Consider the following 23,196-nt stretch of genomic DNA (forward strand, 5'->3'; position numbering starts at 1 on the left):
CGGGCGGAGGGGTGATGTTCCTGTCGGTTTTCGACATCTTCAAGATCGGCGTCGGCCCGTCCTCCTCCCACACCATGGGGCCGATGCTGGCCGCCGCCCGGTTTCTCTCCGTCCTGAGGCAGGCCGGCGGATGCGCCCCGACTGGCCTGCGGGTGACCCTGTACGGTTCGCTGGCCTTCACCGGCAAGGGGCACGCGACCGACCGGGCGGTGATCCTGGGTTTGATCGGCATGCGGCCCGAGACCCTGAATCCCGACCTGGCCGACGCCCTGGTCGCCGAGGTGCACGCGCGTGGACGGCTCGAGGTCGAGGGGATCGGACCGCTCGCCTTCGCGCCCGAGACCGATCTCGTCTTCGACTACGGCGACCCGTTGCCCGGTCACGCCAACGGACTGGTGATCGATGCCCTGAACGCGGCCGGCGAGCGCGTTCTGTCGGAGACGTACTATTCCGTCGGCGGCGGCTTCGTGGTGACCGCCGCGGAGTTGTCCGAACAGCAGGCCGGCGACCCGGAGGGTCTCGGGGCGGAGAAGGAGAACCTGGGTTATCCCTATCCCTTCGGCTCGGCGGCGGAGATGCTGGCCATGGGTGCGCGGGCGGGGCTCAGCATCGCCGAGATGAAGCGCGCCAACGAGACCGTCGCCTATGGGATCGGGCTGGACGCGGCGCTCGACCGCGTGCTGGACGCGATGGACGACTGCATCGATCGCGGCCTGTCCGGTACCGGCATCCTGCCCGGCGGACTGAAGGTCCGGCGTCGGGCCAAGGCGATCCACGACGCGCTGCTGGCCGAGCGCGGCCTGAACCAGGTTCAGCCGCATGCGGTGAACGACTGGATGAGCGTCTACGCCATGGCGGTGAACGAGGAGAACGCCGCCGGCGGTCGGGTCGTCACCTCGCCCACCAACGGCGCGGCCGGCGTGGTCCCGGCGGTGCTGCGCTACTACCGCGACCATTGCATCGGAGCGAGCCGGGACGGGCAGCGCGACATTCTGCTGGTGGCGGCGGCCATCGGCGGGTTGATCAAGCACAACGCCTCGATTTCCGGCGCCGAGGTCGGCTGCCAGGGGGAGGTGGGGTCGGCCTCCGCCATGGCGGCGGGCGGCCTGTGCGCGGCGCTCGGCGGCACCAACGCCCAGGTGGAGAACGCCGCCGAGATCGCTCTCGAGCATCATCTCGGCATGACCTGCGATCCGGCCGGCGGCCTGGTCCAGGTCCCCTGCATCGAGCGCAATGCCCTGGGCGCGATCAAGGCGGTGTCGTCCGCCAGCCTGGCGCTGCGCGGGGACGGTCAGCACTTCATGCCGCTCGACAACTGCGTCCGGGTGATGCTGGAGACCGGCCGCGACATGAGCCTGAAGTACAAGGAAACCTCCACCGGCGGCATCGCGGTGAACCTGCCGGAGTGCTGACCGACCCGCCGACGCGGACGTCGCCGGTCGGACAGTCGGCGGGGAAATCGCCGCGACCCGTTGGATTTCCGCCGATTTCGATCGGCGTCGAAGGTTTCCGCCGCGTACTACGCAAAAAATTGGAACCGTTCGCCTTGTCTTGCGTTTCATTGACGCGGCGGGGATCTGAATAACGCGATCCGACAGAACTCGAAAAACGTTCACGGAATAATCGGATCATGTTTTCCGTCCTGCCTATGTCGAAACCAAGTGGCGAGGGGTTGTCCGGTCGCCAGATCGATTGGGAGAAGTGGATGTTTTCGACACGTGTTGGTGGACTTGCCGTTGCCGTGGTCGGTGGCGTGTTTCTGGCTCTCGGCGTGAGCGCGGCTGATGCCCCGCTTGCCGAGCTGAGGCACGGGCTCACGGGGCAGTATTCGGACCGGACGATGCTGCAGATCGTCGGTGGCTCCGCCGCACTGGTCATTGGGTCCCTGGTGGCGCTTCGGGCGCGCTCGTGACCTGAGTACCCGCAATCGAAACTTCTACCCGTGATTCAGAAAGAACGAAGGAGAACCATAATGCGTAAATCCGTGATGTATGCCGTGCCGATCGCTCTGGTGACGCTGATGTCCGTCGGCTCCACTGCTGCCCAGGCCAATGACGGTGTTCTGTTCCCGAACGTCCATGCCATGCGCATGGCGCAGCCGACCGGCGGCAACTTCAACCAGGAGCTGGTCAAGGAGTACAAGGAGATCGCCCTCTTCGAGGCCGACGAGATGTACGACTGGTTCGATGCCGAGAACCACGCGACCAAGGGCGTGATGGCCCAGGGCGGCAAGACTCCGATGCCGTACGACCCGGAGAACTGGGGTATCGAGAACGGCGCGAAGATGGCCGAGCTGAAGTCGGCCCGCACCGAGCTGGTCGGCCTGCTGGATGCCGGCGGCCGCGAGATGGCTCCGTCCGAGGCCGCCATCGCCCAGGCAAAGTACGACTGCTGGGTCGAGCAGCAGGAAGAGGGTCACCAGCCGACCCACATCGCGGCGTGCCGTGACACCTTCCTCGCCGCTCTGCAGAACCTGAAGTCCGCGATGGAGCCGAAGGTCGCGACCACCGATGTGACCCAGACCTACGCCGAGGTTGCCCGCGAGATCGTCTACTTCGATTTCGACAAGGACAACATCAACCCGGACGCGCAGGCCAAGATCGACGCCTTCGTGATGGAGATGCGGAAGCTGAAGGGCATCACGCTGTTCATCACCGGTCACACCGACACCTCCGGCTCGAATGCCTACAACAAGGACCTGTCCGCCCGCCGCGCCGCGAACGTGCGTGCCGAGCTGGACCGCCAGGGCATGGCCACCGGTGATATCGACGACCTTGAGATCGCCGCCGACGGTGAGGAGAACCTGGCCGTGCAGACCGGCGACGGTGTCCGCGAGCAGCTGAACCGCCGCGTCGAGATCATCGCCCAGGGCGCGGTGACCGAGACCTCCAGGGTCACGACCGTCACCACCAACTAAGACAGTCTTTCCAGACTATCGACTTGGGACCCCAGCCTCGCGGCTGGGGTCCTTTTTTGCGTTCCAACAATCGTTCTTCGTGTCCTTTCTGTGGCAACCTGTGACAACGCTGTGCATCGCTTGAAAGCGCCTGTTTTCTGAAATAGATCAGCTACATCGTCGAAATTCGGAGTAGCTGAAATGTCCCCGAAGAACGTTGTCAAATCTATATCCGCATTCCTCGTCGCCGGTGTTCTTCTTGGCGGCTGTTCCAATCTCAATAATCGCGAACAGAGAACTCTTTCCGGCGGCGCGCTCGGCGCCGGCGTCGGTGTCGCCGCGGGCGCTCTGACCGGCGGCAGCTGGTTCGCCGGCGGCCTGATCGGCGGGGCCGCCGGTGCGGCGATCGGCGCCTTTACCAGCGAGGACGAGGTCAAGGTCAATCCGTGACCCTCACCCACCCCGGTCCGGGACCGTCGGTCCCCGACACCGGCCGGGTCCTCCCGCGAATCTCCGGATGATTGAGAGTGACATGCTGAGAGGATTGACAGAAACGGGCGGTGAGGCGATGTCTCATCGATGCGCCTGTTCATCGCTACCGCTTGTGTCCTATCGCTGGCTGCCTGCGCCGGAACGTCCGGCCGTCAGGAAGCGGCGATCGGCGTTCAGCCGAATGCCAAGCCGGCCGAGGGAACCGGCGTGCGGGCGCCCGTGCCCGAACCGCGCCCCCCTGTGCCCCGGCGATCGCCCGACTCCGGCAAAAGCCCCGGCTCCGGCAAGAACAGCGCCGCCGCGCCGAGCGGCCAGGACCAGTCCGGTTCCGGCATCCCGGCCGCATCGGTCACAACTCGTCCGCCCGTCGATATGGACACGCTCGCCGGCGCGGACCGGCCGCGGCTCCAGTCCGTTCTCGGGCCGGCCGACGAGGTCCGCGACCAGCCTCCGGGCGAGGTCTGGATCTACCGCGAAGGCGGATGCTCGGTTGAGCTCTATCTCTTCCCGCAGATCTCCGCGTCGCAATACGCCGTCCTCGGGCATAAGTTCCTGCCCTCTTCCCTCGGCGAAGAGGAGCGCACGGCATGCTTAACGAAGTTAGCTTCGAGGACACGTGCTTCGTAATGCCACCCGGTCCCCCCGCACGCGTCCTTATCGTCGATGACGACGCTCTTATTCTCGAGACCCTGGCGATCAATCTCGAGGATAACGGCATCGAGACCGAGACGGCGGAGTCCGGCGAGGCGGCCATGCGCCGGCTGTCGGAGGACGCGAATTTCGACCTGGTGATCCTGGACTGGAAGATGCCGGGCATGTCCGGGCTGGATACGCTGAAGGCTATGAACGCGGCCGGACTCGACCTGCCGGCGATCATCCTGACCAGTTTGACCGACCAGATCTTCGAGGAGTCGGCACTGGCGACCGGGGCGGTGGACTTCGTGGACAAGTCCCGCAGCTTCTCCATCGTGCTGCGCCGGGTGCAGATCATCCTGTCCGGCGTGCGCGGCCGGAACAGTTCGGGCGAGGACGAGGGATCCGGGGGCGTCGGCGAGGCGGGCCGCATCGTCGTCGGCGCGCTCACCCTGGACCGCAAGGCCGGACGGGCGTTCTGGAACGACGCGCAGGTGCCGCTCACCCTGACCGAGTACCAGCTTGTCGACGAACTGGCCTCCAAGCCGGGACGCGATATCAAGTATCGCGACCTGTACAACCTGGTGCATGGCGAGAACTTTTTCGTCGGCACCGGCGGCGACGGCTACCGCGCGAATGTCCGCAGCTTCGTGAAGCGAATACGACAGAAGTTCAAGGACATGGACGAGAGCTTCGAGCAGATAGAGAACTATCCGGGTTTCGGCTATCGCTGGCGCGAGCCGGAATAGGCGATCGGTGAACCAGGGGCCCCCCGCATCGGTATTCTCACGATATAGCCGCTCGATCGCCGCCAAGCTGCTGATCGTCCTGATCCTGTTCCTTGTGGTGCCGGCGGTGCTCTACGGCCGGTTCCAGATGGCCGATCAGGAGCGTCGGGCCTTCATGCTGGAGAGCGTGCGCAGCCATGGTGCCGCCATCGCCCAGGCCTTGGCCGACGACGTGGGACGGCCCGAGGCCGACGTCTTCGCCGACGTGCCCGAGCGGCTGCACCTGTTCGAGACGCCGGGCATGCGCCTGCGCCTGCTGTTCAGCCCCGCCGGTGACGATAACGTCGCCGACTTCTTCTACGTCGCCACCACCCCGCCCTCCAGCGCCGAGCAGCTCGAGGTGGAGCGCCGGCTGTTCCGCGAGACCGGGCTGCTGAGCGATGTCTGGTCGTCCTGCTCCGGCATGCTGGAACTCAGTCGCGTCACCCCGGTACCCGATGGCGGACGCGAACTGTTGGTGTCCATCACCCCGATCCGCACCGCCCAGGGGTGCTGGGCGCTGATCGCCTCGCTGGCCCTGGAGGACGAGGTCGCCGCCTCGCTGATCGAACCGTACTGGCAGCGCCCGGAGGTGATCGCCGCCGTGGTGATCTATATGGCGATGGCCTCCATTCTCATCGTCGTCCTGCTGGACGTGCGCGGGGCCCTGCGACGATTCGAGCGGCACGCGCAGCGCATCGCCAGCGCGGGCGGTGCCGGGCGGTCGTTCCGCCGGCTGAACCGGGTGCCGGAGCTCGACGGTGTGGCCGGCGAGTTCGACGCCATGGTCCAGCGCCTGCACGACGTGGCGGTCGATATCCGCGCCTCGGCGGAGGAGCAGGTGCATGCCCTGAAGACCCCGATCGGCACCATCGCCCAGTCCATCGAGGCCCTGCGCCGCGCCGTGCCATCGGACAATGCGCGTGCCCATCGCATGCTCGGCATCATCGACCAGTCGCGCCAGCGGCTCAGCAGCCTGATCGTCGCCGGTCAGCGTACCACCGAGGCGGCGGCTCTGCTGGCCTCGCCGCCGCGCGACCCGGTTCGCATCGACGTTCTCCTGCGCGGCCTCTGCGCCGATTTCGAGGGACCGTGCGAGGCGCGGGGCATTCATCTCCATGCCGAGATCGCCGCCGAGGCGGTCGTCCTCGGCAGCGACGAGATGCTGGAGGCGGTCTTCGAGAACGTCATCGAGAACGCGGTCGGCTTCTCGCCGAAGGGGGCGACCGTTTCCGTCCGGCTCGGTCGGGTCGCGGGAGACGTGCGCATCGTGGTGCGCGATGTCGGACCCGGCGCCTCGAACGAGGTTCTTGGCCAGCTCTTCGACAAGGGCTTCACCAAGCGCCCGGCCGCGGCCGTGGACGAGGGGGGCGGCGGGCATTTCGGTCTCGGGATGTGGATCGTCAGCCGCAACGTCGAAGCCCTGAACGGATCGGTCTCCGCCCGCAACGCCGAGCCCGGCCTGGAAGTGACCATCTCCCTGCCCATCGCGGAAAAACCCTGACCCGCGGAATAACATCGCTCCGGCTAGGGTCATGATGTCAGCGGCCAACAAAATTGCCGCGTCATTGCCCCACTCCCCTGCAGGGCTCGCTTCGGCGGGCCCTGCACCTGGGGGCCCGATCCTCCGCCGCACGGCGGGTCGCCAAGCCGGCGCCGTCACGACGTAACACCGAGAAGTCCCGGTTTTCCTAGGGTCTCGGCACCCGCCATGACGAGGGGCGGAAGATTGCTTCCCGTGGGATGGCAATAAAACGTAAGCGTGCCGCGTTCTTGCCGGAACCTCCCCGATCCCGCGACGTTCACAGCTTGGGGCCGGCATGGCACACACTTGTCACAGCTCTGGCCCAGCAACATCACAGCGGCCCCGCTAAGTCTTATTCAGACGACGGCGAACAGCCGAACACTTTGAAGGTTGTGGGAGCAGAGCAATGACCATCACCGAAATGCAGGCCAAAGAGCATTACAGCAGCGTGCAGCGCACGGCCCGGCGGCTTGTCGGCAACCGTGCCGACGCCGACGACATAGCTCAGGAGGCGCTGCTGCGGGCCATCGTCTATGTGCGCGACGGTCGCAAGGTGGAGAACTGGCGCGGCTATCTGAACCGCATCGTGCGCAACGTCATCGCCGACGACTATGCACGCAAAAAGCGTCAGGGTCCGGTCGTCGATCTCGACGACGTACAGGGCAGCCTCGGTGTGCTGCCGAACCAGTATCAGCGTCATCGGATTCACGAAATGCAGGACGCCATCAATGCGCTGCCGGAGCAGCAGCACGACGTCGTCCAGATGATCGCGGTGGACGGCATGTCCTACCGCGCCGCCGCCGAGCGCCTGGGGGTGCCGGTGGGGACCGTGATGTCCCGCCTGTTTCGCGGTCGCGAGACCCTGAAGGTTCGGATGGACGAGGGGCAGGCGCCCGAGGCCGCGGCCGTCGCCGCCTGATCAAGGGTCACACGGAATTCGGATCGGCCGGGGGCTCTCCCCATCGTCCCCGCCGATCCGCCTTGGGCCCGCCGGCGCCGTTTCCCCCACCCCCACCCGCGGCGCCGGCGGGATCCCATGCAGACGGACCGGGTCCGTTTCAGTCGCGACCGAGGGAGGTAGCATTGAGAGCGAGGCTGATTACTACCGTCTTGAGTGCCGCATTCATGGCGGGAGCCGCCCAGATCGTCGCCGTTGCGGAGCCCGCGAATTCGCAGGTCACGGTGCCCGAGACCTCGAGGGTGCCCGCCGTGGAGGTGAACCCGGTGGGCCGGCCGCAGGTCGACGAGGCGACCTCCATCCGTGAAAAGCGGCTGGTCGGAGCCACGGTGATCTCGATCGACGAGAAGGAGGCCGGCGAGGTCCGGAAGATCGTTGACGACGGCGGGTCGCCCAAGGCGGTCGTCGAATACGAAGGGATCCTCGGCGTCGGCGACAAACGGGTCGCCATCCCGATCGCCGATTTCACCCTGATCTCCGAGGGTCGTGCCCGGGTCAGCCTCCGCGCGGCCGAGATCAAGGACCTGCCGAACTACGAGGGCTGATCGCCCGAACCGAACGCGTCGGGGCCTGGCGTTATTCCCCCGAGCTCCCCCCGAAGCGCCACAGCGCTCCGACGTCGGACCCCGCGGCTCAGGCCGCGGGGTCTTCTCTTACATGCCTATTGCGCCGCCCAGGCCGAGGCGAGCTGGCGCGAGACAAGCTGGGCATACAGCCCGCCCTTGGCCAGCAGCACCTCGTGGCTGCCTTCCTCGACCAGCCGTCCTTCCTCCAGCACCACGATCTTGTCGGCGTCGCGGATCGTGGACAGGCGATGGGCGATCACGATGGTGGTGCGGTCGGCCTTCAGCTTGTCGAGCGCCCCGCGCACCGCCTGTTCGTTGACCGCGTCCAGGTGGGAGGTCGCCTCGTCCAGGATCAGGATCGGCGCGTCCTTCAGGAAGGCGCGGGCGATCGCCACCCGCTGCCGCTGGCCGCCGGAGAGCGACGTGCCGCGCTCGCCGACCGGCGTGTCGATGCCTTCGGGGAGGGTGTCCACCAGTTCCTGCAACGAGGCGTGGCGCACCGCCGCCTGAAGATCCTCCTCGGAGGCGTCGGGCCGGGCGACCAGGATGTTGGCCCGCAGGGTGTCGTTGAACAGGTAGGTGTCCTGGGCCACCAGGGCGATCCGGCCGCGCAGGTCGTCCAGCCCGTACTCCTTCAGGTCCACCCCGTTCATGGTGACCCGTCCGGCATCGGGGTCCCAGAACCGCATGAGCAGCTGCGCGGTCGTGGTCTTGCCGGCGCCCGAGGTGCCGACCATGGCGACCGTGGACCCCGCCGGGATCTCCAGGCTGACCGCGTTCAGGGCGTAGCGGTGCTGGCCGGGATAGGTGAAGGAGACGCCGTCCAACGCCATGGAGGCCGGACCCTCGGCGGCCGGTACACCGGGGCCGTCGGTCACCGGCACCGGCTCGTTCTCCAGCCCGTAATAGCGCCGGGTCGCCCCCAGGGTGTCGGCGAGCTGCCGGCCGATCTGGGCGATCTCGGACACCGGCAGGAACGCCGCCATCGCCAGCAACGTGAGCAGCGGCAAGAGGCCCGGATCGATCACGCCGTTGGACGCCATCACCGCCCCGGTCACCACCACCGCCAGGCCGCCGAGACCGGTGAAGATCTCCATCAGGCTCTGCTGCAGGGTCAGTTCCTCGAAGAACGGCAGGCGCAGGTCGATGTGACGCTGGGTCAGCTTCTCGATGAGCTGACCGCGCCGGTCCTCCTGCTGGAAGGCGACGATCTCGCCGAGGCCCTGGACCGAGTCCACGGCGACGGCGCCGAGCTCGCCTGCCGCCTCCCGCGCTTCGGAGCCGAGCTGGTCGACCTTGCCGCGCATCAGGAACGGCGCCAGCGCCACCGCCGCCAGGAACGGCACCAGGGCCACCGCCACCCAGACGCTCTGGCTCGCCAGCACCGCCACCACGGCGGCCGGTACCAGGACGGCGACGAAGGCCGGGGCGACAGTATGGGCGAAGAAATACTCGATCAGCTCGATGTCATGGGTGGCGAGCGACATCAGGTCGCCGGTGCGCCGGCGCACCAGATAGGCCGGCGACAGGGCGTCGAGCTTGCGGAAGGCGGCGATCCGCATTTCGGCCAGCAGGCGGAACGCCATGTCGTGGGCGAGCCAGGATTCCAGCCAGTGCAGCAGGCCCGACAGCGGCGCGATCACGGCCAGCGCGATCAGCCACTGGTCGTAGGAGGTTCCGTTCTTCAGCGCCAGGATCGTCAGCGCGCTGAACACGCCGACACCGATGAAGGCGAGCACCCGTAGGACGCCGAAGGCGAAGGTCAGGGTCAGCCGGCCCCACCAGGGCAGGGCGGTGGCCATCAGCGCCTTCACCACCTGGAACCAGCCCAGGCCCTCGGCCTTGATGATGCCTTCGGTCGGTGCCTGCTTGGCCCCGCCCGGCACCGACGACAGGGTCTCCGCCGCCGGCTTGGGGTCGATCACGGCATCGCCCTCGGCACGCTGGGATTCCCGCGCCTGCTCGGCCATCAGCCGGGCGTAGACGCCGCCCTTGGCCATCAGCGCATCGTGGGCGCCTTCCTCAACCACCTGGCCCTTGTCGAGCACCAGGATACGGTCGCAGTCGATGACGCTGGACAGACGGTGGGCGAGCACAAGGGTGGTGCGGCCCTTCATCAGCCGGTTCAGGGCGTCCTGGATCACCGCCTCGTTCTCGGCATCGACCGCGCTCAACGCCTCGTCCAGCACCAGGATCGGGGTGTCGCGCAGCAAAGCGCGGGCGATCGCCACGCGCTGGCGCTGGCCGCCGGACAGCTTGATGCCCTTCTCGCCCACCACCGTCTGATAGCCTTCGGGCAAACCGGCGATGAAGCCGTGGATATTGGCGGCCTGGGCGGCGGCGATGACATCCTCGTCCGATGCCTCGGGCCAGCCCATGCGGATGTTGTCGCCGATGGTGCCGTGGAACAGGAACGTGTCCTGATTGACGACGGAGATGCGCGAGCGGATCTGCTCGAAGGACATCTCGCGCAGGTCGACGCCGCCGATGCTCACGCGGCCCTGCTCCGGATCGAAGAAGCGCAGCAGCAGGCGCACCACCGAGGATTTGCCGCAGCCGCTGGGTCCGACCAGGCCGACCCGCTCGCCGGCGGCGACATGGAAGTCGAGCCCGTCATGGACCATGCGGCGGGCACCCGGATAGCGGAAACCGACGCCCTCGAACGAGACCGACGGGGTCAGGCTCTCTGCCGCCGGGTTGTGCGCACCGTCGACCACCGCCGGAACGCCGTCCAGCAGGTGATAGACGCCCTTGGCCGCCGACATGCCGACCATGCCCTGGTGCAGCACGTTGCGCAGTTCGCGCATGGGCCGGAAGATCTCCACGCCGAGCATCATGATGATCAGCAGCTCGGTCAGCTCCATCGCGCCGGAATCCACCCGCCAGGCGCCGACGGCCAGCGCCGCCGCCGCCCCGCAGGCGATGGCGGTGTCGGTGATGCCGCGGGCCAGCGAGTTGGTCGCCAGCACCCACATGGTGCGCTTGAACAGGTCCCGCGCCTTGGCGGCCAGCGTGTCGGCCCGCTGGGTGCCCTGGCCGAAGGCCTTCAGGGTCGGCAGGCCCTGGATGCTGTCCAGGAACTCGGCGGCGAAGGCGGAATAGGCCTTCTGCCGGCGCAGGGAATTGCGCTGGTCGAGGCTGTGCCAGATCGCCGGCGCGAACAGCGAGATCAGCGCGAAGACCAGCAGCACGCCCGCCACCGGCAGGTCGAGGAAGGCGGCGAAGGCGAAGATCAGGACCGGCGTCAGGAGCGAGACCAGCCCCTGGGGCAGATACTGGCCGAAATAGGTTTCCAACTGCTCCACCCCGTCGACCAGGGTGAGGGTGATCCCGCCGGAGCGCTCGCGCCCGACATAGGCCGGGCCGAGTTCGGCCAGCTTGTCGAACAGCTTGCGCCGCAGCTTCTTCTGCACGATGGCGGCGGTGCGGTGCGCGACCGTGTTGCGCCAGTGCTCGAAGGCGCCGCGCAGAACCATGACGGCGGCGATCGCCGCGATCGGCCACATGAGCTGCTCCACCGTGTCGCCGGCGAAGATGCGGCCGATCAGCCAGCCGAGCAGGGCGAGCCGGGCCACGCCCAGCGCCACCGCCGCCAGTCCGACCACGACCGCCAGCGCGATACGCCAGCGAACGCCCTGCGTGAATGCCCAAAGCCGCGTCTCGAAATGCATGGGGGTCATCCCTCAGAATCGATGTCATGTTCATCCTAGTTGAGAATGACTCCGAACTAGATGGACGATTGCGAAGACCGCGTGTACGAATTTGAACATTGATGCGGCGCGGCATGAACGCACAGTATCGAACGAAGAGATCAGGCTGGGCGGCTTCTGCCGTGATCGGAGGATGCGATGATCAGCGACTGGGACAATCTCCGGGTGTTTCTCGCCCTGGCCGAGGAAGGCAGCCTGACGGCCGCCGCCCGCAAGCTGAAGGTCAGCCATCCGACCGTCGCGCGCCGGGTTAAGGCGCTGGAGGACGAACTCGGCTCGCGGCTGTTCGAACGGCTGCCCGACCGCTTCGTGCCGACCCTGGCGGCGACCCATCTGCTGGACGAGGTCCGGGCGATGGAGCAGGCGGCCCAGGCGCTGGCCCGGCGCAGCGCCGGCCTGACCGATACCCATCTCGGCACCGTGCGGATCTCGGTCGACGAGACCATGGCGGAGTTCATCTCCCGCCACCTGATGCGCCTGCGCGAGAACCACCGCTGCATCGAGTTCGAGATCGCCGTCGCCCATACCTCGGCCAACCTGTCGCGGCGCGAGGCCGACCTGCTGATCCGCAACACCTTCCCCGACAGCGCCCATCTGGTGGGCCGCAAGCTCGGCCGCTTCGCCTATGCGGTCTATGGCGTCCGCGAGTTCGCGGCCGGGTCCGACGGCAGTCCGGCCGCCCTGCGCGCGCTGCCGTGGATCGGCTTCGACGACGACCATGTCTACATGCCGGGCCAGCAATGGCAGGTGGATCTGCTCCAGGGAACCGCGCCGGAGGTGCGCACCAATAACGGGGTGGTGCTGTACCACGCGATCCATAACGGCCACGGGGTGGGCGTGCTGCCCTGTTTCCTCGGCGACAAGGATCCGGCCCTTGTCCGGCTGACTCCGATCCTTAGCGAGGTGGTGGTCGACGAATGGATGCTGGTGCACCGCGACATGCGGTCGCTGCCGCGCATCCGCGTGGTCATGGACGCTCTGGTTCGGCTGTTCCAAGACACCCGGGCGGAAATGGAAGGGCGGGTCGCCGTCCCCACTCCGGTCAACGATCTCGCGGCGGTGGGCAGCTAAGACTTCGTTGCCCCGCCGATCGCGTGCCGAAGGGCCGCATCGGCGAGCAGGCGGGTGGAATCCAGGGTCGGCAGGGCCGAGTTCCCGTCCGACAGGACCAGCGGCAGTTCGGTGCAGCCCAGGATGACGGCGTCGCAGCCGCGGTCCCGCATCCGCGCGATCAGCCCCTGCAGATAGGCGGTCGAGCTCTCGGCCTGAATGTCGTTCACCAACTCGTCCATGATGATGCGGGCGACGGCGTCCTTCTCGTCCTCCTCCGGCCTCAGGAATCCGATGCCCTGGTCGGCCAGCGCGTCGGGATAGACCGAGCTGTCGACCAGCCAGCGGGTGCCGAGCAGGGCCGCCCGCCGCACGCCGCGGCGTCGGGCCTCGTCGGTCACGGCCTCGGCGATATGCAGCCATGGCAGGGGCGAGCGCGGTCGCACATGGTCCATGGCGGCGTGGATCGTGTTGTCCGGACAGATCAGGAACTCCGCTCCCGCTGCCGCCAGCTTCTGCGCCGACCTCAGCATGATCGCCCCAACTTCCGCCAGGTCGCCGGCATCGAGGGCCGCGACATACGCGGCCAGCGAGGTGCCGTGTAGCGCGATCTCCGGGTGGGCGTGCGGCCCCAGCAGGGCGGGTGCCCGGGCGCACAGCGTCCGGTAACACAGGGCGGCACCCTCCGACGAGCAGGCGACGATGCCGATGGTCTTCGGCGTCCGCGCGGCGGGTTTCTGGGTGACGGTGGGGTCGGGATCGGGATAAGTCATGGCGGTCTCTCATTCGATCGTTCGTTCAATATATGGAACGAACGTCGCTACCGTCAAACTCGGAGTGCCGCGCCATGACCAATGAGGACCGGGACGATGCCGCCCGCCGCCGCGCCTTCGCCCAGATGCTGCAGGCCAGACGCAAACAGACAGGCATGTCCCTCAGCGAGGTGGCAAGGGCAGCGGGGATCGCCAAGTCGAACCTGTCGCGGCTGGAGTCCGGTGAGGGGAACCCGAGCCTGGAGACCCTCTGGGCCCTGAGCGGCGCCCTGAACGTCAGCGTGAGCGACCTGATCGACCAGCCGGGCGGCCAGGCCCGGCTGGTCCGGCGGGGCGAGGCGAGCGACCTGCGCGCGGATGCGGCGGATTACGGGGTGACGCTTCTGTCGCGCTGCCCCGCGGGTGCGACGCGCGATCTCTACCGGGTGGCCTTCCAGCCGGGCGCGCGCAAGGTGTCGGCCCCGCATGCCACGGCGCGAGTCGAGCATATCGTGCTGCTGTCGGGGCGGGCGCGGGTCGGGCCTGTCGGCGCCGAGGAGGATCTGCTGCCCGGCGACTACCTCACCTTCCCGGCGGCCCGGGAGCATGTCTACGAGGCGCTGGAACCGGATACCGAAGCGCTGGTCGTGATCGAGAGCGGCTGAACCGGCCCGCAACTTTCAGCGACGCGAGTCCACCAGGTCGATGGTCACCAGCAGGTGCGAGACCTCGCCGTTCTCGCCGGTCAGCGGCATGATCAGGTGATCGCGCAGGGTGACTTCCTTGAAGGGCCCCGCATAGGGCACCGGCGCATGCACCGGCGCGCGGGTCGCCACCGCCTTGCGCAGGGCGGTCATCAGTGGCCCGTCGTCGGTGATATGGGGCAGTGAGCCCACCAACTGGCCGGTATAGTTGCCGCGGGAGGCCGAGCGTACGGCGTCACCGATCACCCGGAAGCGGAAGTCGCCGCCGCGGTCCAGGACGTCGAGAAACACCACATTAGGCAGCAATCCCGGGATGTCCGCGGGATCGAAGTCGATCCGCTGCGGAGTCGGCCGATCGCCTCGGATCGACTGCCAGTAGTCCAGACTTTGCTCAATCTTCGACATTCTTGACCTGTCACGTCTTCGAGTTCGAGGGGCGCCTGACCGGAGACTGCGGAAACGAGATGACCTACCTCAAGCGGCCATGCCGCAAGAGCTGGTACGGGTATCCGGCGAACCCTCGAGCGGATGTCCACCATCTGTCACGTGTCATGATAGGCAGGAGGCGTTAAGCATTCGTATAATCAGATGCTTAATAAAACCTCCAGAGAGTGCCTCTCACAGATTGGTGAAAGGCGGCCCGTGGCGATCAGCCCGCGCTTGCGCAGCGCGTCCTGGCCGACGGCGACGGGCTACGCCGGGTCTACCGCGAGCGGGCCGACGGCACCGAGGCGGCGCTGCCTGGCAAGACCAACCTGCGCATCGCCTGGGGCGACCGGGTCATCGCCGACTCCTCCGGCGGCGGATACGGGGTGGCTTAGCCCGTCCGCCGGTGCCAGGCCTTGTGCGCTTCCTCCAGGGCCAGCAGCACCAGGGCCACCGCCAGCATCGAGGCCCATTCGTGCCAGCCGATCGGCTGGATCGCCAGCACGTCGCTGAGTCCCGGCACGTACATCGAGCCGATATGGACGAGCTGTGCGATCGGGACCGCCAGCATCAGGAACGGGTTGGCCAGCAGCGGGATGCGGAAGATCGAGCGGGTCTCCGACCGGCTGCACAGGGCGTGGATATTGCCGAACAACACCATCAGCATCAGCGTCAGGTTGCGCGCCATGTCGAGGTCGTAGCCCATCGCCAGCAGGGCCTCGAACGTGGCGTAGGCCAGCACGCCCATCGCGCCGCCGATGATCAGCACATGCTCGACGATGCGCCGCTCGAAGATCGGCTCGCCCGGCCGGCGCGGTCGCTTCGACAGCTCGCCGCCCTCCTTCGGCTCGAAAGCCAGGGCGACATCCTGCAGCCCGTTGGCGACCAGGTTGAGCCAGAGCAGTTGGACCGCGGTCAGCGGCATCGGCAGGCCGGTCAGCACGCACAGGAAGAACAGCAGGATGGCGGAGAAGCCGGTGGCGATCAGCAGGCCGACCACCTTGCGGATGTTGTTGTAGACCACCCGGCCCTGCTCGACTCCATCGACGATGGAGGAGAATTTGTCGTCGGTGATGATCAGGTCGGCCGCCTCCTTGGCGACATCGGTGCCGCGTTTGCCCATGGCGATGCCGACATTGGCCCGGTGCATGGCCGGGGCGTCGTTCACCCCGTCGCCGGTGACCGCCACGAAATGCCCGGCCCGCATCAGGGATTCCACGATCTGCTGTTTCTGCAGCGGCTCGATCCGGGCAAAGACCCGGGCATCGCGGACCAGGGCGTCGATATGCTCCAGGCCCTTCGCCTCGGCCGCCTTCAGGTCGCTGCCGGTGACCACCGGATCGTCAGGTCCGGCGATGTCCAGATCCCGGGCGATGGCATGGGCGGTGGCCGGGTGGTCGCCGGTGATCATCGCGACCTCGATCCCGCCGGCGCGACAGCGGTCGACGGCCTCGCGCGCCTCCGGGCGGATCGGGTCGATCATCGCGACCATGCCCAGCAGGGTCATCTCCTCCATCGCCCGCAGCGCCGGCCCGCGCTCCGGCAGCTCGCGGCGGGCCAATGCGATCACCCGATAACCGTCGCTGGCCAGACCTTCGAACTGAGCGGTGACGGCGGCATGGTCGATCGGCACCCGACCGGCGGCGGTCTGCATATGCGTGGACATCGCCAGCAGCTTTTCCGGGCTGCCCTTCACATGCAGGAAATGCCGCTCCGACCAGCGGGTGAGACTGCCCGACAGCGCCCGTTCGGACTCGTAGGGCACCAGTTCCACCCGGTCCTGCTCGGCATGCAGACCGCTGATCGACAGGCCTAGCTTCTTGGCCAGCACCAGGAACGCCACGTCGACGATGTCGCCGTCGAAGTCCCAGGTCTCGCGGCCGGCATAGTCCAGGTGGCTCTCGTTCGCCAGGGTGCCGGTGGTGCACAGCGCCCGCAGGCGGTCCAGATGCGGGCCGACCGGCACGGAGGCGCCATTGCCGGTGTCGTGCTCCTCGACCGTGCCGGGACCGATGCCGGCGCCGGTGACCGCGAAGCTGATTCCGTCGGGCAGGACGATCCGGCTGGCCGTCATCTCGTTGACCGTCAGGGTGCCGGTCTTGTCGGAGCAAATGAAGGTGCAGGAACCCAGCGCCTCCACGGCGATCAGCTTGCGGATGATGACGTTGTGCCTGGCCATGCGGTCCATGCCGATGGCGAGCGCCACGGTCAGGGCGGCGGGAAGGCCCTCGGGGATGGTCGACACCGCGAGACCGATCGCCATCAGCGCCATTTCCGAGGTGCTGTAGCCGCCGACCGCCAGCATCAGGGCGACCAGGGCGGCGATGGCGACCGCGATGCCGGCGGCGACCTGATAGGTGAAGCGGCGCACCCGGATCATCAGCGGCGGCTCGGACACCCGACGGGCGGAGACCTCCCCGGCGATGGAGCCCAGCTCGGTGGCAAGGCCGGTGGCGATGACCTCGCCCTCCGCCCGACCATGGGTGACGACAGTGCCGGCGAAGCAGGTGTCCCGGCGCTCGGCGAGGGGGGCGTCGGCCGGAACGGCCACCGCCACGCTCTTGCTGACGGCAACGGACTCCCCGGTCAGCATGGACTCGTCGACCGCCAGATTCTGGGCGTCGCGCAGTTTCACATCTGACGGAACCTTGTCGCCCGAGGCGAGCAGCAGCAGGTCGCCGGGCACGACCGCCTCGCTGTCGATCGTGTGGGGCCGGCCGTCGCGGATCACCCGGGCGGAGCCGCGTACCATCTTGCGCAGGGCCGAGGCCGATTTCTGGGCGGCATGCTCCTGCACCGTGCCGATCAGCGCGTTGATCAGCAGCACGGCGACGATGAAGGCGCCGCTCGGCACCTGGCCGATGGCGAAGGAGACCGCCGCCGCGATCATCAGGATGTAGATGAACGGGCTGAGGAACTGGCGGATAAAAAGGACGGCGAGCCCGGGCGCCTTCGGTTCCGGCAGCCGGTTGGGGCCGTATTGCCGCAGGCGGTTCTCCGCTTCTTCCTGTGTCAGGCCGGTCGGGAAAGCCATGGGGTCGCATCCGCAGCGTATCTATGTCGCCCCGGTATGAAGCATTCGATGTTGCGGTGCAATGCGACCAGTCGCCGATGCCGCGGGACCGCAGGTCGACGGTTTGGAACCGTTCGACTTGTAGGTCGTTCCCTTCATCACATCAGCATCATGACGAGCGGACACGCCGACCGGCGGAACGTACGCTCACCACCATGTCAGGAGAGTGAAATGGCGACGAACACCATGGAGCGCCAATCCGCCAGCGGGAAGAAGTCGGACACCATCGTCGACGTGATCGCTGCCGAGCATAACCGGCTGCGCGCGCTGTTCGATCGCCTCCACGCCGAGAAGGACGCCGACAAGAAGGCCCGAAACGACCTGTGGGCCAAGGCCAAGCAGGAACTCCTGGCCCATCACGAGGCGGAGGAAGAGAGCCTGTTCAACGCTCTGGTCCAGACCTCCAAGGACGCCCGCCACGAGAGCCTGCATGCCATCTCCGAGCATGGCGAGCACAAGAAGGTGATCGAGCAGATGGAGGCCATGTCCCCGGACGACGAGGACTGGGACGAGAAATTCGAGGAACTCCGCCACGACGTCTTCCATCACCTGGAGGAGGAAGAGGAGGACGTGCTGCCGCTGGTCTCCGACGTGCTGTCCGACGACAAGGCGCGCGAGCTCGGCGCCAAGTACCGCGAGATCCACAAGGAAGAGACGGGCGACTGATCGCCTATCTTTAGTGTAGAAGTCCGGCTCTATTGTAGAAGACCGGCCGGCCGCGCTTCCGATAGGAGGCGCGGCCGGTTGCCGTTCGGCCTGACGGTCAGGCGGCTTCCACCAGGGCCGGCTCCGGCCATTTCAGGTGCCATTGGGTCGCAGCCTCGTAGGCTTGGCCGACCCGGAACACCGTCGCCTCGTCGAAATAGCCGCCGACGATCTGCATCGACAGCGGCAGGCCGCTGTCGCTGAAGCCGATCGGGATCGACATCGCCGGGTTGCCGGTGACATTGAACGGCATGGTCTGCATCGGCCAGGCGAGGGGGAATCCCTTCTGCGGCGCATCGATCCGCGGGGCCGGGGTCATCGAAGACGGGGCCAGCAGGACGTCGTACTGCTTCAGGAAGATGCTGTTCACCTCCTGGCTCAGCTCGCGGCGCAGGCGCTGGGCCTGGACCAGATCGGCGGCCGAGATATAGGCGCCCAGCATGATCCGCTCCATGGTGAGCTGGCCGAAGTCGAGCGGCCGGGTCTTCAGATCCTCCTCATGAATCGCATAGGCCTCGGCCAGCAGGATCACCCGGCCGCAGGAATTGTACTGGGTGAAGGGCGAGGCGCCCTGGACGTCCTCGACCTCGGCGCCGAGGCTGCGCAGGGTCTCCGCCGCTGCGTCGATGGCCGCACTGCTCTCCGGCGCCATGCCCTCGGCGTCGGCGTAGAACGACCGTAGTAGGCCGATCTTCATGCCCTTCACGCCGGCATTCAGCGACGCGCGGAAATCCGGCACCGGCATGTCGGCGCAGGCCGGGTCGATGGCGTCGTAGCCCGCCACCGCCTGCAAGGTGATCGCCGCGTCCTCCACCGTCTTCGACAGCGGGCCGCAATGGTCCATGGTGTAGGACAGCGGGAACACGCCGCGCCGGCTGACCAAGCCGTAGGTCGGCTTGATGCCGATGACGCCGCAATAGGCTGCCGGACCGCGGATCGAGCCGCCGGTGTCGGAGCCCATGGCCGTGCGCATCATGCCCATGGCGACCGCCGCCCCCGAGCCGCTGGACGAGCCGCCCGGGCCGTGGTCGCGATTCCAAGGATTGCGCGCCGGCGGGAAGGGCAGGTCGAAGGACGGGCCGCCGAAGGCGAACTCATGGGTCGACAGCTTGCCGAGCAGCACGCCGCCGGCCTGCGCCAGCTTCTCGGCGCAGACACTGTCGGTCGCCGGGATCACGTCCTCGCGCAGTTTGGAATGGCACGTCGTGCGGATGCCGGCGGTGTCGTAGATGTCCTTCAGGCCATAGGGGATGCCATGCATCGGGCCGCGGTCGGTGCCGTCGGCCAGTTCCCTGTCGGCCTTGGCGGCGTCCTGCATGGCGCGGTCGCCGGTCACCGTGATGAAGGCGTTCAGCGCCGGATCCAGCTCGGCGATGCGGCTGAGGCAGTGTTCGGTGATCTTGGCCGACGTGAGGGACCCGTTGCGCAGCCCGGTGCCGAGGTCGGCGATGGAGAGGGTTTCCAAAGGTTCGGTCATGGTGCGGCACTCCGGATGATGGTGTCAGGAACGAAGATGCCGGCCGGCTCGGCGGCCGCCGTGCGCGGACGGCGCAGATCGGCGGTCATCGCCTGCAGGCCGACGAAGCCCTCGTAGATCGTCTCCACCCGCTCGGGCGGGAGGGTGAGACCGTTGAGGGCGGTCATGGCCTCGAAGGCATGGCGCATGGACGCGGTTCGATCGTCGGTGGACATCGCGGAACTCCTCGGGAAATGGCCGGTCGACACGCGGATGGCATCACGCGCGCAGGTAAATTGTATCCAAAATTAGCCCCGCTTCGTCGAGTCCTTTTGCGCTGCACAATTAAGCGGCGGGATCAGATTCGCATATATCAGTGATTTCAGTTATTTATGTCGGATATACAGATTCTGTATTTCCGAAAGTTACAACTGTGGTCATCAAACGCGCATAAACTGGATTCTAATTGTGCACAATATTGCGATGCAGCATGATGTTGAGGTGGGTTTTATGAACCCGGAAAGCCGGAATTCGATCCTTCCTGCGGCCGCTTAAATTCAACGAGGCTCTGCTATAGCTTTGAATGCGTTCGATTATACGACGCAGGGTCCGGTCCAAAATCGATGCGTCAAAGTGTATTGGATACAATTTGGCCTATTTCGGCACGCCGATTGCAAAACCTTGAAGCCATGTCGCGGAACGTGCGCCCGGCCCCGCTCTCTTCGGAGTGCTGGGACGGGCAGCGCCGAAGGAAGTCCGGCGGATCTCCCAAACGGGGCGGTCCAAGCGGGTTCGGGGCGTTGCGAACAGTGCGGCGGGTACACGCAAGGAGGCTTCACAATGCGTAACTTCAAGACACTGGCATCGGCGATCGCCGTGTCTGCCGGACTGGCGATGGCGGCGCTTCCGGCGTCGGCCGAGTCCGTGCTTCGCGTCGCCATGACGGCAGGCGACATTCCGGTCACGATCGGTCAGCCCGACCAGGGGTTCGAGGGCTACCGGTTCGTCGGCTACAATCTGTACGACACCCTGACGCTCTGGGACCTGTCCCAGGGCGAAACCGCCGCCGACATCAAGCCGGGTCTGGCGACCTCTTGGGACATCGATCCCAACGACCACACCCGTTGGATCGTCAAGCTGCGCGAGGGCGTGAAGTGGCATGACGGCTGCGATTTCGTCGCCGAGGACGTGGCCTGGAACTTCGCCCGCGTCTCGGACGACAAGGCCCCGCAGTTCAACGCCAAGCAGTTCGCCGACATCCGGAACCGCACCGGCATCATCGACAAGGTCGAGGTGATCGACGACCACACGGTCGCCTTCATCACCAAGCAGCCGGACGCGCTGTTCCCCTACCAGCTCTCGTACTGGTTCATGATCAGCCGCTGCAAGCTCACCGAGCTCGGCAACGACTATGAGAAGTATGCCGTCGATCCGTCCGGCACCGGTCCGTACAAGTTCGCCAGCATGGTGGCGCAGGAGCGCCTGGAGCTGGTCAAGAACGCCGACTACTGGGACGAGAAGCGGATCCCGAAGCACGACCGGCTGGTGCTGATCCCGATGCCGGAGGCGACGACCCGGGCCGCCGCCCTGCTGTCGGGCCAGGTCGACTTCATCGAGGCGCCGTCGCCGGATACCATTCCGCGGCTCGAATCCTCGGGCATGACCATCGTGACGGCCCCGTACCCGCACAACTGGTCCTACCAGCTCAACTTCGTCGACGGCGCCTTCAAGGACGTGAAGGTCCGCCGCGCCGCGAACTACGCGCTCAACCGGTCTGAGTTCAAGGCCCTGCTCGGCGGCTACATGATCGAGGGCTACGGCATCGTGCCGCCATCGACGCCGTATTACGGCAAGCCGGAATACGTCTACGAGTACGACCCGGAGAAGGCGACCGCGCTGCTGAAGGAGGCCGGCTGCCACCCGTGCAAGATCACCCTGGCGATCTCCACCTCGGGGTCCGGTCAGATGCAGCCGCTGCCGATGAACGAACTGGTGAAGAGCCAGCTCGATGCGGTCGGCTTCGACACCACCCTGGACGTCATGGACTGGAACGCGCTGCTCGATGTCGGTCGCCCGGGCCGTGAGAAGAACCCGCAGATCGACGGCATCAACATCAGCCGCGCCCTGCAGGATCCGTTCAGCGCCCTGATCCGCCACGTTTATACCCTGCAACATGCGCCGAAGGGGTCGAACTGGGGGCACTACACCAACCCCGAGGTCGATACCGTGATCGACGAGATCTACGCCGCCTTCGACCCGCAGGTGCGCATGGAGAAGCTGACCAAGCTGCACGAGATGATGGTCGATGACGCGACGATGCTCATGGTCGCCCACGACGTAAACCCACGGGCCATCGCGCCGAACGTGAAGGGTTTCGTTCAGGCCCAGAGCTGGTTCCAGGACCTGACCCCCATCGTGGTCGAGTAAGCCCCGACCCACGACGGTCCGGCCGGCCCGCCCACCCGGGGTCGGCCGGACCTCCCTCGCCAGAGCCCTCTCCGAGCCGAAGGGACCTTTCGATGATCGCCTATATTCTGCGCCGCTTGCTGTTCGTGATTCCCATTGCCCTAGGCGTGAGCATCGTCTGCTTCGCTCTGGTGTATATCGCGCCGGGCGATCCGCTGAACACGCTGCTTCCCGAGGATGCCAGCGCCGAGACCATCGCCATGGTCAAGAAGGCCTACGGCTTCGACAAGCCAATCCCGGTTCAGTACTTCATCTGGCTCGGCAAGGTTCTGACCGGCGACTTCGGAAATTCCATCGCCTCCGGCCGCGCCGTCACCGACGATCTCTTCAAGGCGCTCGGCAACACGATCCTGCTCGCCGGGGGCGCCGTCGTCGTCGCCTTCTCTCTGGCCTTCGTCATGGGCCTCGTCGCCGGCTACCACTCCGGTGGTCCGGTAGACCGCGCGGTGACCGGTATCGCGGTGATCGGCGTCAGTATCCCGAACTACTGGCTCGGGATCGTTCTGGTCATCATTTTCGCCGTCGAGCTGAACGTGCTGCCGGCCACCGGTATGGGACCGCGCGGATCCGACACCTTCAATTTCTGGGAGTGGGATCACTTCCGCCATCTGCTGATGCCGATGCTCACCCTGTCGATGATCCCGATCGGCATCATCACCCGCACCACCCGCGCCGCGGTGGCCGAGGTTCTGAACCAGGACTTCGTCGAGACGCTGCGGGCAAAGGGGCTGGGCGAGCGGGAGATTCTGGTTCACGTCATCAAGAATGCCCTGCCGCAGGTGCTGGCCGTGATGGGGCTGCAGTTCGGCTATCTGATGGGCGGGTCGATCCTGGTGGAGACGATCTTCACCTGGCCCGGCACCGGCTTCCTGCTGAACAAGGCGATCCTGACCCGCGACCTTCCGGTCCTGCAGGGCACGATCCTCGTGCTGGCGATGATCTTCGTCGCCACCAACCTGGTCATCGATCTGCTGCAGACGATGGTCGATCCGCGGCTGAAGCGCAGCTGAGGCAGAG

20 protein-coding genes are annotated in these 23,196 nt (G+C 66.7%); 14 read left to right on the plus strand and 6 right to left on the minus strand.

Features of this window, described 5'->3' with window-relative positions; genetic code table 11:
• Window positions 1–14 precede the first annotated feature (14 nt).
• The 9 genes from BLS34_RS09115 (at window position 15) to BLS34_RS09155 (ending at window position 7,816) form a co-directional block, all read left to right on the plus strand.
• Window positions 15–1,412, plus strand: coding sequence for an L-serine ammonia-lyase (locus BLS34_RS09115; RefSeq protein ID WP_093149772.1), 1,398 nt, complete (start codon window positions 15–17; stop codon window positions 1,410–1,412).
• A 218-nt stretch (window positions 1,413–1,630) separates the two neighbouring features.
• Window positions 1,631–1,912, plus strand: a complete 282-nt coding sequence (locus BLS34_RS09120; protein WP_093149774.1) for a DUF3185 family protein — start codon at window positions 1,631–1,633, stop codon at window positions 1,910–1,912.
• 60 nt (window positions 1,913–1,972) lie between these two features.
• Window positions 1,973–2,917, plus strand: coding sequence for an OmpA family protein (locus BLS34_RS09125; RefSeq protein ID WP_038013034.1), 945 nt, complete (start codon window positions 1,973–1,975; stop codon window positions 2,915–2,917).
• Window positions 2,918–3,097: 180 nt separating this feature from the next.
• Entirely contained in the window at window positions 3,098–3,346 is a 249-nt protein-coding gene (locus BLS34_RS09130; RefSeq protein ID WP_093149776.1) for a hypothetical protein, read from the plus strand.
• A gap of 129 nt (window positions 3,347–3,475) precedes the next feature.
• Window positions 3,476–4,015: a hypothetical protein gene (locus tag BLS34_RS09135; protein ID WP_093149778.1), complete on the plus strand. Its 540-nt coding sequence runs from the start codon at window positions 3,476–3,478 to the stop codon at window positions 4,013–4,015.
• On the plus strand, window positions 3,976–4,770 hold the full coding sequence (locus BLS34_RS09140) for a response regulator transcription factor (protein ID WP_245701949.1): 795 nt from the start codon (window positions 3,976–3,978) through the stop codon (window positions 4,768–4,770). The genes BLS34_RS09135 and BLS34_RS09140 overlap by 40 nt, the downstream gene beginning before the upstream one ends.
• 7 nt (window positions 4,771–4,777) lie before the next feature.
• On the plus strand, window positions 4,778–6,292 hold the full coding sequence (locus tag BLS34_RS09145) for a sensor histidine kinase (RefSeq protein WP_051243595.1): 1,515 nt from the start codon (window positions 4,778–4,780) through the stop codon (window positions 6,290–6,292).
• A 427-nt stretch (window positions 6,293–6,719) separates the two neighbouring features.
• The gene (locus BLS34_RS09150; protein ID WP_028792800.1) at window positions 6,720–7,232 is read left to right on the plus strand and encodes an RNA polymerase sigma factor; all 513 of its coding nucleotides are present in this window, start codon (window positions 6,720–6,722) and stop codon (window positions 7,230–7,232) included.
• Between the two features lie 206 nt (window positions 7,233–7,438).
• Window positions 7,439–7,816: a PRC-barrel domain-containing protein gene (locus tag BLS34_RS09155; protein ID WP_038013027.1), complete on the plus strand. Its 378-nt coding sequence runs from the start codon at window positions 7,439–7,441 to the stop codon at window positions 7,814–7,816.
• A gap of 116 nt (window positions 7,817–7,932) precedes the next feature.
• Here BLS34_RS09155 and BLS34_RS09160 read toward each other — a convergent pair whose 3' ends face one another.
• Window positions 7,933–11,508: an ABC transporter ATP-binding protein gene (locus BLS34_RS09160; RefSeq protein ID WP_093149784.1), complete on the minus strand. Its 3,576-nt coding sequence runs from the start codon at window positions 11,506–11,508 to the stop codon at window positions 7,933–7,935.
• 177 nt (window positions 11,509–11,685) lie between these two features.
• On the opposite strand from BLS34_RS09160, the gene BLS34_RS09165 reads away from it, so the two are divergent.
• Complete coding sequence (locus tag BLS34_RS09165; protein ID WP_093149786.1) at window positions 11,686–12,618, plus strand: LysR family transcriptional regulator; 933 nt, start codon at window positions 11,686–11,688, stop codon at window positions 12,616–12,618.
• Here BLS34_RS09165 and BLS34_RS09170 read toward each other — a convergent pair.
• The gene (locus BLS34_RS09170; RefSeq protein WP_093149787.1) at window positions 12,615–13,370 is read right to left on the minus strand and encodes an aspartate/glutamate racemase family protein; all 756 of its coding nucleotides are present in this window, start codon (window positions 13,368–13,370) and stop codon (window positions 12,615–12,617) included. The genes BLS34_RS09165 and BLS34_RS09170 overlap by 4 nt on opposite strands.
• A 74-nt stretch (window positions 13,371–13,444) precedes the next feature.
• Here BLS34_RS09170 and BLS34_RS09175 point away from each other — a divergent pair, with 74 nt between their 5' ends.
• Entirely contained in the window at window positions 13,445–14,014 is a 570-nt protein-coding gene (locus BLS34_RS09175) for a helix-turn-helix domain-containing protein (protein ID WP_093149790.1), read from the plus strand.
• Between the two features lie 15 nt (window positions 14,015–14,029).
• On the opposite strand, the gene BLS34_RS09180 is transcribed toward BLS34_RS09175, so the two are convergent.
• Both BLS34_RS09180 and BLS34_RS09185 read right to left on the minus strand, forming a co-directional pair.
• Window positions 14,030–14,458, minus strand: coding sequence for a PAS domain-containing protein (locus tag BLS34_RS09180; protein WP_028792796.1), 429 nt, complete (start codon window positions 14,456–14,458; stop codon window positions 14,030–14,032).
• 412 nt (window positions 14,459–14,870) lie between these two features.
• A complete protein-coding gene (locus BLS34_RS09185) occupies window positions 14,871–17,513 on the minus strand; it encodes a cation-translocating P-type ATPase (protein WP_093149793.1) in 2,643 nt (880 codons plus the stop codon).
• 210 nt (window positions 17,514–17,723) lie between these two features.
• On the opposite strand from BLS34_RS09185, the gene BLS34_RS09190 reads away from it, so the two are divergent.
• Window positions 17,724–18,218, plus strand: a complete 495-nt coding sequence (locus tag BLS34_RS09190) for a hemerythrin domain-containing protein (RefSeq protein ID WP_175474169.1) — start codon at window positions 17,724–17,726, stop codon at window positions 18,216–18,218.
• Window positions 18,219–18,315: 97 nt separating this feature from the next.
• On the opposite strand, the gene BLS34_RS09195 is transcribed toward BLS34_RS09190, so the two are convergent.
• Both BLS34_RS09195 and BLS34_RS09200 read right to left on the minus strand, forming a co-directional pair.
• Entirely contained in the window at window positions 18,316–19,734 is a 1,419-nt protein-coding gene (locus tag BLS34_RS09195) for an amidase (RefSeq protein WP_093149797.1), read from the minus strand.
• Window positions 19,731–19,949: a hypothetical protein gene (locus BLS34_RS09200; protein ID WP_028792792.1), complete on the minus strand. Its 219-nt coding sequence runs from the start codon at window positions 19,947–19,949 to the stop codon at window positions 19,731–19,733. Before BLS34_RS09200 ends, BLS34_RS09195 begins: the two co-directional genes overlap by 4 nt.
• Window positions 19,950–20,553: 604 nt before the next feature.
• Here BLS34_RS09200 and BLS34_RS09205 point away from each other — a divergent pair.
• Entirely contained in the window at window positions 20,554–22,140 is a 1,587-nt protein-coding gene (locus BLS34_RS09205; protein ID WP_028792791.1) for an ABC transporter substrate-binding protein, read from the plus strand.
• Window positions 22,141–22,232: 92 nt separating this feature from the next.
• Entirely contained in the window at window positions 22,233–23,189 is a 957-nt protein-coding gene (locus tag BLS34_RS09210; RefSeq protein WP_028792790.1) for an ABC transporter permease, read from the plus strand.
• Window positions 23,190–23,196: the final 7 nt, after the last annotated feature.

The organism is Thalassobaculum litoreum DSM 18839, assembly GCF_900102465.1.
GTDB lineage: Bacteria > Pseudomonadota > Alphaproteobacteria > Thalassobaculales > Thalassobaculaceae > Thalassobaculum > Thalassobaculum litoreum.

Bases quoted from the DNA above. Each gene is read 5' to 3' on its own strand.
- BLS34_RS09115 (WP_093149772.1), top strand. From the start codon at position 15: ATGTTCCTGTCGGTTTTCGACATCTTCAAGATCGGCGTCGGCCCGTCC.
- BLS34_RS09120 (WP_093149774.1), top strand. From the start codon at position 1,631: ATGTTTTCCGTCCTGCCTATGTCGAAACCAAGTGGCGAGGGGTTGTCC.
- BLS34_RS09125 (WP_038013034.1), top strand. From the start codon at position 1,973: ATGCGTAAATCCGTGATGTATGCCGTGCCGATCGCTCTGGTGACGCTG.
- BLS34_RS09130 (WP_093149776.1), top strand. From the start codon at position 3,098: ATGTCCCCGAAGAACGTTGTCAAATCTATATCCGCATTCCTCGTCGCC.
- BLS34_RS09135 (WP_093149778.1), top strand. From the start codon at position 3,476: ATGCGCCTGTTCATCGCTACCGCTTGTGTCCTATCGCTGGCTGCCTGC.
- BLS34_RS09140 (WP_245701949.1), top strand. From the start codon at position 3,976: ATGCTTAACGAAGTTAGCTTCGAGGACACGTGCTTCGTAATGCCACCC.
- BLS34_RS09150 (WP_028792800.1), top strand. From the start codon at position 6,720: ATGACCATCACCGAAATGCAGGCCAAAGAGCATTACAGCAGCGTGCAG.
- BLS34_RS09155 (WP_038013027.1), top strand. From the start codon at position 7,439: ATGGCGGGAGCCGCCCAGATCGTCGCCGTTGCGGAGCCCGCGAATTCG.
- BLS34_RS09160 (WP_093149784.1), bottom strand. From the start codon at position 11,508: ATGCATTTCGAGACGCGGCTTTGGGCATTCACGCAGGGCGTTCGCTGG.
- BLS34_RS09165 (WP_093149786.1), top strand. From the start codon at position 11,686: ATGATCAGCGACTGGGACAATCTCCGGGTGTTTCTCGCCCTGGCCGAG.
- BLS34_RS09170 (WP_093149787.1), bottom strand. From the start codon at position 13,370: ATGACTTATCCCGATCCCGACCCCACCGTCACCCAGAAACCCGCCGCG.
- BLS34_RS09175 (WP_093149790.1), top strand. From the start codon at position 13,445: ATGACCAATGAGGACCGGGACGATGCCGCCCGCCGCCGCGCCTTCGCC.
- BLS34_RS09180 (WP_028792796.1), bottom strand. From the start codon at position 14,458: ATGTCGAAGATTGAGCAAAGTCTGGACTACTGGCAGTCGATCCGAGGC.
- BLS34_RS09185 (WP_093149793.1), bottom strand. From the start codon at position 17,513: ATGGCTTTCCCGACCGGCCTGACACAGGAAGAAGCGGAGAACCGCCTG.
- BLS34_RS09190 (WP_175474169.1), top strand. From the start codon at position 17,724: ATGGCGACGAACACCATGGAGCGCCAATCCGCCAGCGGGAAGAAGTCG.
- BLS34_RS09195 (WP_093149797.1), bottom strand. From the start codon at position 19,734: ATGACCGAACCTTTGGAAACCCTCTCCATCGCCGACCTCGGCACCGGG.
- BLS34_RS09200 (WP_028792792.1), bottom strand. From the start codon at position 19,949: ATGTCCACCGACGATCGAACCGCGTCCATGCGCCATGCCTTCGAGGCC.
- BLS34_RS09205 (WP_028792791.1), top strand. From the start codon at position 20,554: ATGCGTAACTTCAAGACACTGGCATCGGCGATCGCCGTGTCTGCCGGA.
- BLS34_RS09210 (WP_028792790.1), top strand. From the start codon at position 22,233: ATGATCGCCTATATTCTGCGCCGCTTGCTGTTCGTGATTCCCATTGCC.